The organism is Paraburkholderia sp. CNPSo 3281 (assembly GCF_024206515.1).
Taxonomy (GTDB): Bacteria; Pseudomonadota; Gammaproteobacteria; order Burkholderiales; family Burkholderiaceae; genus Paraburkholderia; species Paraburkholderia nodosa.
Genome location: NZ_JAMBPS010000003.1, coordinates 382,925 through 394,333 on the forward strand (window position 1 = coordinate 382,925; position 11,409 = coordinate 394,333).

Consider the following 11,409-nt stretch of genomic DNA (forward strand, 5'->3'; position numbering starts at 1 on the left):
GCTGTATATCCGTACAGTGCCGCGCGTGCTTCCCGACTCTCCCGATCCGTTCTACTACCTCGCGAACTTCGAGCGTGCGCTAGCGTGGCTCGATGCGCGCTGCGCCGACCTGTTCGACGACGCCGAGCGCCGCTTCGCCGACGATTTCGCCCAGCTGCCGCAGGCTGCGCGCGCGCTCTTCGTGCGCATGCTGATGCGCAAGGGACCCCATTTCCGCGCGAGCCGTCTCGCGTACGACGAGATCGGCTGTCCGCGCGCGGCGGCGGAACCACTCGTCGCGGCGGGCTGGCTCGACGACACGCCCGCGCTCGATCTCGACGCGCTCGCCGCGCTCGTCACGAAAGCCGAACTGCAGGCGCTCGCCGCGCGCCTTGGCATCGCGCCCGAACCGCGCGCCACGCGCGCGGCAACGCTCGAGACGCTCGATGCACACTATGCCGCCGCGCCCGAGCCGCGCGACTGGCATGCGTGGTTCCCGGCCTCACCCGACACCGTACTGCTGTTCGCGAGCGCCCCGCTCTGCGAGCGCCTGCGCCTCATGTTCTTCGGCAACCTGCATCAGGACTGGTCGGAGTTCGTGCTCGCCGACCTCGGCGTCTTTCGCTACGAAAGCGTGCCCTTCGATCGTGCCTCGCGCGCGTTCCAGCGCCGCGAGGACATCGACGCGTATCTGGCGCTGCGCGATTGCCGCGACGGACTCGAGAGCGCCGCCGAGGCCCTGAACTTCGACGCTGCTGCCGCCATCGCCGCAACACTCGAAGCGCTCGACGCACTGGCCGCGCGCACGCACGCCAATGTGTGGCTGCGCGCCCGCCACGACAAGCTGCGTCACGCCACGGGGCTCGCCGCCGAGCGCGCGGGCGAACCCGCACTCGCGTGGCGCGCTTATCTCGACTGCGGTCATCCTGAATCGCGCTACCGCCGCGTGCGTGTGCTCGAACAACTGAACCGCCGCGAGGAAGCGCTGGTGCTCGCACAGACCATTGCCGAAGCGCCCGCAAACGAAGAGGAAGCGCAGCGCGCCGCACGCACGCTCGGCCGTCTCGCACGCACGCGGGCGAAGTCGAAGACGAGCGCCGAGCCGGGGTTCGCCCAGCACGAACTCACGCTGCCCGCGGCGCCTCGCGCACTGCGCGTCGAGGAAGCCGCGCGCATCGCGCTCGCCACGCCGCAAGCGCCCGTGTTCTATGTCGAGAACACGCTGATCAACGCGCTCTTCGGCCTGCTCTGCTGGCCCGCGCTGTTCGCGCCGCTGCCAGGCGCGTTCTTCCATCCGTTCCAGCGCGGCCCCGCCGACCTGCACGCCGCCGACTTCGTCGCACGCCGTGCTTCGCAGTTCGAAGCCTGTCTCGCCGAACTCGAAACGCACGCCTACCGCGACTCGATTCTGCGGCGCTATGCGGAAAAATCCGGCACCCAGTCACCGTTCGTCGCCTGGCCCGCACTGAGCGACGAACTGCTCACGCTCGCCCTCGACTGCTTCCCCGCCGCCCATCTACGTCTGTGGTTCGAGCGGCTGCTGCGCGAACCCGTTGCCAACCGCTCGGGGCTGCCCGATCTCGTGCGCTTCTCGCCGCTCGAGCGGCGCTACGAACTGATCGAGGTGAAAGGCCCCGGCGACCGTCTGCAGGACAACCAGCGCCGTTGGCTTGCGTATTGCGTGCAGCACGGCATGCCGGTTTCCGTGTTGCAGGTGCGCTGGCCCAGCCTGCCCGACGAAGCCAACGACAGCGCCGCCCAGGCGCTGCGCGCGCCATGAGCTACACCGTCGCCGTGCGCACGCTGTGCGAGTTCACCGCGAAGCGCGGCGACCTCGACTTGCGCTTTACGCCCTCGCCCGACGCCAGCGATGGCCGCGCCGGCCACGCGGCCATCGCCGCGCGCCGCCCGTCCGGCTACGAGACCGAGATCGCGCTCTCCGGCACGTTCGAATCGCTCACCGTGCGCGGCCGCGCCGACGGCTACGACCCCGCGCGCCGCAGGCTCGAAGAATTCAAGACCTATCGCGGCGACCTCGATGCGATGCGCGAGAATCAGCGCGCGCTGCACTGGGCGCAGTTGCGCGTCTACGGCGCGCTCCTGTGCGAAAAACTCGGCCTCGATACGCTCGAACTCGCGCTCGTGTACTACGACATCGGTTCGGGGCGCGAGACGGCGCTCGTCGAGCATGCGAGCGCGTCGGAATTGCGCGCCGCGTTCGAAACGCAATGCCGCCGCTTCGTTGCATGGGCCGAACAGGAAAACGCCCACCGCGCCGCGCGCGACGCCGCGCTCGCCGCGCTGAGCCTGCCGCATCCGCAGTTTCGGCACGGCCAGCGCGATCTTGCCGAAGCCGTCTGGCGCGCGGCGACACAGGGACGCTGTCTGCTCGCGCAGGCGCCCACCGGCATCGGCAAGACCATCGGCACACTCTTTCCGCAGTTGAAGGCGTGCCCGCGCGCGGCGATCGACAAGGTCGTGTTTCTGAGCGCGAAAAGCTCAGGGCGCCAGTTGGCGCTCGATGCGCTGGCCACGCTGACAAGTGCGCAAGACGAAGCAAGCGCCGACGCGCAACGAACGAACGTACCCGTGCGCGTGCTCGAACTCGTTGCGCGCGAAAAGTCTTGTGAGCATCCCGAAGCGGCGTGTCATGGCGAATCATGCCCGCTTGCGCGCGGCTTTTACGACCGTCTGCCGGCCGCGCGCGCCGCGGCGCTCGAACGCGCGCGGCTCGATCGCGCGGCACTGCGCGAGGTGGCGAGCGAGCATGCCGTGTGCCCCTACTACCTTGGCCAGGAACTGGCGCGCTGGTGCGACGTGATCGTCGGCGACTACAACTACTGGTTCGACGCGAGCGCCATGCTGTTCATGCTCGCCGCGCACAACCAGTGGCGCGCGAGCGTGCTCGTGGACGAAGCCCACAACCTCCCCGAGCGCGCCCGCGCGATGTATTCGGCGGAACTCGTGCAAACGCGCATCGACACCCTGCGCCGCGCCGCGAGTGCACCACTGAAGCGCGCGCTCGCGCGACTGCAGAAGCACTGGAACGCACAGAACGCCGTGCTGCCGGGCGCCTGGCGCGCGAGCGAGACCTTGCCCGAAGGCCTCGTCGCCGCGCTGGGCGACGTGATCGGGGCGATCGGCGACCAGCTCGCCGAAGCCGCGCTCGTGCGCGACCCCGAACTCGAGCGCTTCTACTTCGACGCCCTGCACTTCACGCGCATCGCCGAACGCTTCGATACGCATTCGCTCTTCGACGTGACGCCACTGGCGCATCAGAACGCGCGCCGCCCGCGTTCCACGCTCGCGATCCGCAACATCGTGCCGGCGGATGCGCTGCGTGCGCGCATCGCCACGGCACACAGCATCACGCTCTTTTCCGCGACGCTCTCGCCCACGCATTACTACAGCGACATGCTCGGCCTGCCTGCCAACACGGTGAGTATCGACATCGACACGCCGTTTCGCGCCGAGCAGCTCGAAGTCCACATCGCCCGCCATATCTCGACGCGTTATAAGGACCGCCAACGTTCGCTCGAAGCGCTGGTTGGGCGCGTGGCCGCGCAATATGCCGAGCGCCCAGGCAACTATCTGTGCTTTTTCAGCAGCTACGACTATCTGCAGCAAGCCGCCGACGCGTTTGCGGCGCGCCATCGGGAGGTGGAGGTCTGGCTCCAGTCGCGCACCATGGACGAGGCGGACCAGCAGGCCTTCGTCGCGCGCTTCGTGGAAGGCGGCTGCGGCATCGGTTTCGCGGTGCTGGGCGGCGCGTTCGGCGAAGGCATCGATCTGCCCGGTACGCGCCTCATCGGCACGTTCATCGCGACGCTTGGCATGCCGCAGGTGAACGCCGTGAACGAGGCGATGCGCGCACGCATGGATACGCTCTATGGCGACGGCTTCGACTACACGTACCTGATTCCGGGCCTGCGCAAGGTCGTGCAGGCCGCCGGGCGCGTGATTCGCACCGAGGACGATCGTGGCGTCGTGCATCTGCTGGACGACCGCTTCGCACAGCCCGGCGTACGCGCGCTGCTGCCCACGTGGTGGCGTATCGCCGCCAGTTAATCTGGGCTCCTGCGCATTAATCATGACATTAAAGAGCTGGCGCGCGTTGCGGTGCGCCAGCTATTGCTCCACTCGATCAAGTGAGCTTCCCCCTGCCCCCGCCCCTGCCGCTCTTCTTCTGAGGCGGCGGCGGTGGGTCGCCTTCCATGTCGTCGGACGCCATTTCACCCGCGATTTCGTCGACCGGCGGCGCCGCCGCTTTCTTCGCCTTCTTCGCCGACTTGTTCTCCTTCACGTCGGGCGGCACGGCAATCTTGCTGATCGTGACTTCGTCGTTCGTCTTGTCGTAGCCGATCTCGACGGTATCGCCCGACTGTAGCGCGTCGCCGAGTATCTCTTTGGCAAGACGCGTTTCGACTTCCTGGCGAATCTGTCGCTTGAGTTCGCGCGCGCCGAACTCCGGCTGATAGCCGGCCTCCACGAGATGATCGACGAGCGTCTGGCCCATCAAGAGCGTGATGCCCTGCGCGGCCGCCGTGCGCGTGACGCGTTCGAGCTGGATCTGCACGATCGAGCGGATGTTCTCGCGCGAGAGCGCATGAAACACGATGATTTCATCGATGCGATTGAGGAACTCGGGCCGGAAATGGCCCTTGAGCACCTTCATGAGTTCGCCACGGATCGTCTTGTCGTCGAGGCGCGACTTCTCGGGGCGCTCGAGGTTATCCATGATGATCGACGCACCCAGGTTGCTCGTGGCGATCAGAATCGTGTTGCTGAAGTCGACCACGCGACCTTTGCCGTCGGTGAGCCGCCCGTCGTCGAACACTTGCAGCAGCACGTTGTAGACGTCGGCGTGCGCCTTCTCGATCTCGTCGAGCAGAATCACGCTGTACGGGCGGCGCCGCACGCGCTCAGTGAGCTGACCGCCCTCGTCGTAGCCCACGTAGCCTGGCGGCGCGCCAATGAGCCGCGCCACGGCATGGCGCTCCATGTACTCGCTCATGTCGATGCGGATGATGGCCTGCTCGTCGCCGAACACGGTCTCCGCCAGCGCCTTCGCAAGCTCGGTCTTGCCTACGCCGGTCGGCCCGAGGAACAGAAAGGTCGCGATCGGCCGGTTCGACTGGCCGAGACCCGCGCGCGAAAGGCGCACGGCGTCGCTCACGGCGACCACGGCGTCTTGCTGGCCAACGACGCGCTCGCGCAGCGTCTCTTCCATCTTGAGCAGCTTCTGGCGCTCTTCCTGGGTGAGATCCGCGACCGGAATGCCGGTGAGTCGCGACACGACCTCGGCAATCGACGCCACCGTGACTTCGAGTGTTTCCGACCCCGTCTTGCGCTGCCACGCCTCGGTCAGCTCTTCGAGTTTTTCCTGCTTCTCGTTGATGCGCTCCTCGAAACCCTTGGCCTCGTCGAAGCGCTTGCGCGACGCCGCGTAGTCCTGCTCGCGCTTGAGCTGCGCAATCTCCGCTTCGAGTTCCTGCATCTCGGCGGGACGCGAGGTCGAACCGATGCGCACGCGCGCGGCTGCCTGATCGATGAGGTCGATTGCCTTGTCCGGCAAAAAGCGCGACGTGATGTAGCGATCCGACAGTTCGGCGGCGGCCACGAAGGCGTCGTCGGCGAAGGTCACCTGATGATGGGCTTCGAGCTTGTCGCGCAGGCCGCGGAGAATCACGATGGTTTGCTCGACCGTGGGCTCCGGCACGAGCACGGGCTGAAAGCGCCGTTCGAGCGCCGCGTCTTTCTCGATGTACTTTTGATACTCGTTCAGCGTCGTCGCGCCGATGAGACTCAACTCGCCGCGCGCCAGAGCGGGCTTCAGCACATTGGCGATGTCGAGCCCGCCTTCGCCGCCGCCCTGCCCCGCGCCGACGATCGTGTGCAATTCGTCGATGAAGAGAATCAGCTCGTCGTGTTTTGCAGTCACCTCGTCGATCAGTTGCTTTGCGCGCTCCTCGAACTCACCGCGGTATTTCGCGCCCGCGACCATCGAATTGATGTTCACCTCCACGAGCCGCTTGCCGCGCAGCACCTCGGGCACGTCGCCATTGACGATACGCTGTGCGAGCCCTTCCACGATGGCGGTCTTGCCCACACCCGGCTCGCCGATCAGCACCGGGTTGTTCTTCTTGCGCCGCGCGAGCACTTCGATCGTGCTCTCGATTTCCTGCGCGCGGCCCAGCACCGGATCGAGCTTGCCTTGCCGCGCCATGGCCGTCAGGTCGCGGCCGAACTTGTCGAGCGTGGGCGTGCCCGTCGGCGCATCCACACGGCCGTCTTCCGCGCCCTTGCCCACCACCTTCACGACTTTCTGGCGCAGCGCCTCCGGCGTCACGCCGTACTTCTTGAGCAGCGCGCCCGCAATGCTGTCGGGCACCGCGGCGAGGCCGATCAGCAGATGCTCGGGTCCGACGTACGAGTGGCCGAGATCGCGCGATGCCTGAAACGCGAACTGAAACGCTTTTTTCAGGCGCGGCGAAATCGTCATCTTGTCGATGGGCGCGTCGGGCGAGGCCGTGCCCTTTTGCGCATGCTGATCGATATAGCCTTTGATGTCCTGGGGCGAGAGCTTCAACTCCTTCAGGAGTGCGGAGCACACATCGGTGTCCGCCAGCACGTACAAGAGGTGTTCCGTGTCGAGTTCATTGCGTTGCAATTCATGAGCTTTTTCCGCGGCGCGCTGCAGGATTTCGAGCGTCTGCTCGCTGAACGCATCGGTCGCGTCGACGGATTCGCGCGGCACCTCGGCGGCGAGGTCGTGCCCCTCGTCGTCGTGCTCGTCCTCGTCGCCTTGTCCGCCGAAGAAGCGCGACAGGCCGCTGCCGCCCAGCAGCGAATCGAACGGGTTGAGCATGCTTTGGTGACGCATCAGTTGGCGGTAGTCGTAGTCGCAGATCGACATGGACTTGCGCTGCCCGTTTTGCACGACAGTCACGCGCGCGACTGCGGGCCGGGTATTACATATTTCGCAAAGAGTGGGCATGGTCGGCTTGTCTCCGGAGGATCGGAATCGCGCCGCCGAAGTTGGCAAAACGCTGGCACAACCTCGCGGCATGATTCGGTGCAACGCGACCGCTCTCGCAGCGGTTGCACCAGCAAAGCGACAAATCGGCGAGCACGCGCTGGAACACTACGGAGCGGTGCTGTGGCTGACGATGACCCTGCGGGCGGAATGACTCGCGCACATCGCGTGCGTACACCGCCCTGCACAGGTGCGAACGATTGTGGCAGGAAACGATCGCCGGCGCGTCGAACGTGCGCCGTTCAGCGCGAGCTGCTCGATCGGCCACAGCAAAGAAAAAGGGCGGGACATGCGTCCCGCCCTGAGAGCGCGCTCGGGGCGCGCGAGGAGAGCAACTGCGCGTGGCAGTCATCCGCGAGCGATACGTCGCGGTGTCACGCGCGATGCAAGAACACGGTCATGATTTTCATGGCGCCAGCAGGTTTGCAATCGTGTCTGTCACGCGTTGCTCAGCGGCGGTTCGAGCCCGACACCACGTCGATCCACACGGCAAGCACGAGAATGCCGCCCTTCACAATCATCTGCCAATACGCGTCTACGTCGAGCATCGACATGCCGTTGTCGAGGCTCGCCATCACGAGGGCGCCGATCAGCGCGCCATACACGGTGCCGGAACCGCCGCGCATCGACGTGCCGCCGATAAAGCAGGCCGCGATCGCGTCGAGCTCGCCCATCGTGCCCGCCGAGGGCGAACCCGCCGCGAGACGCGCCGTATTGACGATGCCCGCGAACGCACACATGAGACCCATGAGCGCGAAGATGACGAGCTTCACGCGGTTCGTGTTGACGCCCGAAAGACGCGTGGCTTCGAGGTTCGAGCCCACCGCATAGATACGCCGGCCGAACACGGTTTGCGTGGCGATCCATGTGAAGATACCGAGCAGCGCGAGCAGCAGCAGCACAGGCACCGGAATGCCGCCATAGCTGTCGAGCATCAGCACGAAGGCAAGCAGGATCGCGCCCGCACCGACGATCTTCACGCCGTCTTGCCAGAGCGGCACGACGCTCAGCTGATAGCGCCTGCGGTTCGCACGTTGGCGCACCGTGAGCACGGCGAGCAGCACGAACAGCGCGAGCGCGAGCACGTCGCCCGCCACGCGCGGCAGATAGCCCTGACCGAGAAACACGAAGTGATCGGACACCGGCGCAATGGTCGAGCCGCCCGTGATGCCGAGCAGCACGCCGCGAAACGCGAGCATGCCGCCGAGACCCACGATGAACGACGGTACGCGACGGTACGTCGACCACCAGCCGTTGAAGAGTCCGACGAGCACGCCAAGCACGAGCACCACCGGCACGGTCACGCCGATAGGCCAGCCGCGATTGACGTCGAGAATCGCCGCGACGCCGCCGAGCAGGCCCAGCAGCGAGCCGACCGAAAGATCGATCTCGCCCGCGATGATGACGAACACCATGCCGCACGCGAGCATCCCGGTGATCGACATCTGCCGCAGCAGGTTCGACACGTTGCGCGGCGTGACGAACGCGCCATGCGTGAGCACAGAAAAGAACAGCCAGATCACCGCCACTGCGAGCAGCAGCGCGAGGATCTTGTAGCGCGCAAAGAGTTGCTGGAAGCGCATGGCGAAGCCGTTACCGCCTTGCGGCAGGTCTTCGCGTGCGCCCTGGGTCGTGACGTCGGGGGTCATACTGCACTCGCTGTATCGGGTTGGGCGCGCACGCTCTGGATCGCCGCGCCAAGGATGTCTTCCTGCGTGAGGTCTTCGTTAATGAAGTCGCCGCGCAACTCGCCTTCGCCGATCACGAGCACGCGGTCGCTGATGCCCAGCACTTCGGGCAGTTCGGAGGACACCATTACGATCGCCACGCCGCGTTTGGCCAGCTGGAAGATCAGCTTGTAGATTTCGTACTTCGCGCCGACGTCCACGCCGCGCGTCGGCTCGTCGAGGATCAGTACCTTCGGGTCGGTGAGCAGCATCTTGGTGAGCACCGCCTTCTGCTGATTGCCGCCCGAGAGGCTCGCAATCGACAGCATGGGGTTCGCCGCGCGCACCGAAAGGCGCTGCATCTCCGTGCGGATCGTATCGAGTTCGGCGGCCGTGTCGATGCGCCCGTGCCGGGAAAAGCGTTGCAGCACCGAGAGCGTGATGTTGTGGCCCACGCCCAGTTGCGGCACGATGCCGTGGCGTTTGCGGTCCTCGGGCACCATGGCGATGCCCGCGTTGATCGCGTCGAGCGGCGAGCGGATTTTCAGCGGCTTGCCTTCGAGCAGGACCGTGGCCGTGCATGTGCCCGCGTACGCACCGAAGATCGCCTGCATCGTTTCCGTTCGGCCCGCGCCAACGAGCCCGGCCACGCCCAGGATCTCGCCGCGACGCACCGAGAATGAGACGTCGTCCACGCGCTTGCGGCGCGGGTTCGTCACGTCGTAGCAGGTCACGTTGCGGGCCTCGAACACGACCTCGCCGATGTCATGCGGCTCGCGCGGAAAGAGATTGCGGATCTCACGCCCCACCATCATCGCGATGATGCGGTCGGTGGTGAGCGTCGCCATCGGCTCGGTGGCCACGTGACGGCCGTCGCGAATCACGCTCACCGTGTCGCACACGGCTTCGACCTCGTCGAGCTTGTGCGAGATGTAGACGCACGCCACGCCGCGGCGCTTCAAGTCGCGCACGATGTCGAGCAGGATCTTCGTTTCCGCCGCAGTGAGCGAAGACGACGGCTCGTCGAGAATCAGCAGCTTCGCGCGCTTGTTCAGCGCCTTCGCGATCTCGATGAGCTGTTGATGGCCGCCGCCGTAATTCATCACCGGCTGCGCCACGTTGATGGCTTCGATGTTCAGCTCGCGCAGCAATTCGTCCGCGCGCTGGTACATCGCCGCGTAATTCATGCGGCCGCCCGGGAGCGTGATTTCGTTGCCGAGAAAGATGTTCTCGGCCACCGAAAGCTCAGGCACGAGCATCAGCTCCTGATGGATGATGACGATGCCCGCGCGTTCGGTGTCGCGCACGCTTTGCGCTTCGAGCGGCGTGCCTTCCCATCGGATCTCGCCGCTCCAGGTGCCGTGCGGGTAGACACCCGAGAGCACTTTCATGAGCGTGGATTTGCCGGCGCCGTTCTCGCCGCACAGGCCCACGCATTCGCCGGGCCGCACGGTGAGGTCGATGCCGTCGAGCGCTTTCACGCCCGCAAAGGACTTGACGATGCCGCGCATCGTCAGCAAGGGTTCGGTCATACGCTGGTACTCGCTGCGATGGCCCGCGCGCGACGCAGTGGCTACACTCGTGGCGCGCGCGGGCCGTCAGGCCAAAAGCGTTACTGGCTTGCCAGTTGCGCCTGCGTATAGAAGCCGTCCTTCACGACGACGTCCACGTTGCTTTTCGTGAGCAGCGTTGGCTGCAGCAGCACCGTATCGACCTTCTTCTTACCGTTGTCGTACTGCGCGTTGTACGCGGGCTTCTGACCCTTCGCGAGATCGACGGCAAGCTTCGCGGCTTCGCTCGCGATGAGCTTGAGCGGCTTGTAGACCGTCATGGTCTGCGTGCCCGCCACCACGCGCTTGACCGCCGCGAGGTCTGCGTCCTGGCCCGACACCGGCACCTTGCCCGCGAGATGCTGCGCGGCGAGCGCCTGAATCGCGCCGCCCGCCGTGCCGTCGTTCGAGGCGACGACTGCGTCGATCTTGTTGTTGTTCGCGGTAAGCGCGTCTTCCATGATGCGCAGCGCCGTCGAAGCGCTCCACTCCGGCACCCACTGCTGGCCGACCACCTTGATGTCGCCACGGTCGATGGCAGGCTTGAGGACCTTCAGTTGTCCTTCACGCAGCATCTTCGCGTTGTTGTCGGTGGGTGCGCCGCCCAGCAGGAAGTAATTGCCCTTGGGCTGCGCGTCGAAGACACCCTTCGCTTGAAGCTCGCCCACCTTCTCGTTGTCGAACGAGATGTACCCGTCGATATCGGCATCGAGAATCAGGCGGTCATACGAAACGACCTTGATGCCCGCCTTCTTCGCTTCGGCAACGACATTGCCGAGCGTCTTCGAGTTGAACGGCACGATCACGATGACGTCTACGCCACGCGAAATGAGGTTTTCGATCTGCGAGATCTGGCGTTCTTCGCTAGCGTCGGCCGACTGCACCGATACTTTCGCACCCAGCTTTTCCGCGGCGGCGACGAAGTAGTCGCGGTCGCGCGACCAGCGCTCGACACGCAGGTCATCGATACAGAAACCGATCTCGGGATGATCCTTGCTCGCGTGCGCGAGCGGTGCGGCAAGCGAAAGGCTTGCGAGCACGGCCCCGCATACGAGCGAACTCAGAACCGAACGACGTTTGGCGAAATTCATGTCTCCAGACTCCTCTTGATGCCGGTGCGCGGGCGCGCGCGAACGCGTCGCCGCCGCGGCGATGGTTTTCAGGTTGTTGCCGATGT

At 65.7% G+C, this 11,409-nt stretch carries 7 protein-coding genes; 3 read left to right on the plus strand and 4 right to left on the minus strand.

Features of this window, described 5'->3' with window-relative positions; translation table 11 throughout:
• The first annotated feature begins 25 nt into the window (after window positions 1-25).
• A complete protein-coding gene (locus tag M3I56_RS05695; RefSeq protein ID WP_254352918.1) occupies window positions 26-1,759 on the plus strand; it encodes a VRR-NUC domain-containing protein in 1,734 nt (577 codons plus the stop codon).
• Entirely contained in the window at window positions 1,756-4,047 is a 2,292-nt protein-coding gene (locus tag M3I56_RS05700; protein WP_254352919.1) for an ATP-dependent DNA helicase, read from the plus strand. Before M3I56_RS05695 ends, M3I56_RS05700 begins: the two co-directional genes overlap by 4 nt.
• A 76-nt stretch (window positions 4,048-4,123) precedes the next feature.
• On the opposite strand, the gene M3I56_RS05705 is transcribed toward M3I56_RS05700, so the two are convergent.
• Window positions 4,124-6,976 carry an ATP-dependent Clp protease ATP-binding subunit gene (locus M3I56_RS05705; RefSeq protein ID WP_254352920.1) on the minus strand — a complete coding sequence of 951 codons (2,853 nt, stop codon included), beginning with the start codon at window positions 6,974-6,976 and terminating at the stop codon, window positions 4,124-4,126.
• Between M3I56_RS05705 and M3I56_RS05710 the strand changes: the two genes are divergently transcribed.
• Window positions 6,975-7,169 (plus strand): hypothetical protein, encoded by a 195-nt coding sequence (locus M3I56_RS05710; RefSeq protein ID WP_154677939.1) that lies wholly within the window; start codon window positions 6,975-6,977, stop codon window positions 7,167-7,169. The two genes, M3I56_RS05705 and M3I56_RS05710, sit on opposite strands and share 2 nt — an antisense overlap.
• Window positions 7,170-7,464: 295 nt before the next feature.
• Here the strand turns inward: M3I56_RS05710 and M3I56_RS05715 are convergent, their stop codons facing one another.
• The 3 genes from M3I56_RS05715 to xylF all read right to left on the minus strand — a co-directional run bounded on the left by M3I56_RS05715 (window position 7,465) and on the right by xylF (window position 11,323).
• Window positions 7,465-8,664 (minus strand): sugar ABC transporter permease, encoded by a 1,200-nt coding sequence (locus M3I56_RS05715; protein ID WP_028204236.1) that lies wholly within the window; start codon window positions 8,662-8,664, stop codon window positions 7,465-7,467.
• The gene (gene xylG / locus M3I56_RS05720; RefSeq protein ID WP_254352921.1) at window positions 8,661-10,214 is read right to left on the minus strand and encodes a D-xylose ABC transporter ATP-binding protein; all 1,554 of its coding nucleotides are present in this window, start codon (window positions 10,212-10,214) and stop codon (window positions 8,661-8,663) included. The genes M3I56_RS05715 and xylG overlap by 4 nt, the downstream gene beginning before the upstream one ends.
• Before the next feature lie 80 nt (window positions 10,215-10,294).
• Window positions 10,295-11,323 carry a D-xylose ABC transporter substrate-binding protein gene (gene xylF / locus M3I56_RS05725; RefSeq protein WP_254352922.1) on the minus strand — a complete coding sequence of 343 codons (1,029 nt, stop codon included), beginning with the start codon at window positions 11,321-11,323 and terminating at the stop codon, window positions 10,295-10,297.
• Window positions 11,324-11,409 lie beyond the last annotated feature (86 nt).

Coding starts and splice junctions, on each gene's coding strand:
- M3I56_RS05700 (WP_254352919.1), top strand. CDS start 1,756: ATGAGCTACACCGTCGCCGTGCGCACGCTGTGCGAGTTCACCGCGAAG.
- M3I56_RS05710 (WP_154677939.1), top strand. CDS start 6,975: ATGGTCGGCTTGTCTCCGGAGGATCGGAATCGCGCCGCCGAAGTTGGC.
- M3I56_RS05705 (WP_254352920.1), bottom strand. CDS start 6,976: ATGCCCACTCTTTGCGAAATATGTAATACCCGGCCCGCAGTCGCGCGC.
- M3I56_RS05715 (WP_028204236.1), bottom strand. CDS start 8,664: ATGACCCCCGACGTCACGACCCAGGGCGCACGCGAAGACCTGCCGCAA.
- xylG (WP_254352921.1), bottom strand. CDS start 10,214: ATGACCGAACCCTTGCTGACGATGCGCGGCATCGTCAAGTCCTTTGCG.
- xylF (WP_254352922.1), bottom strand. CDS start 11,323: ATGAATTTCGCCAAACGTCGTTCGGTTCTGAGTTCGCTCGTATGCGGG.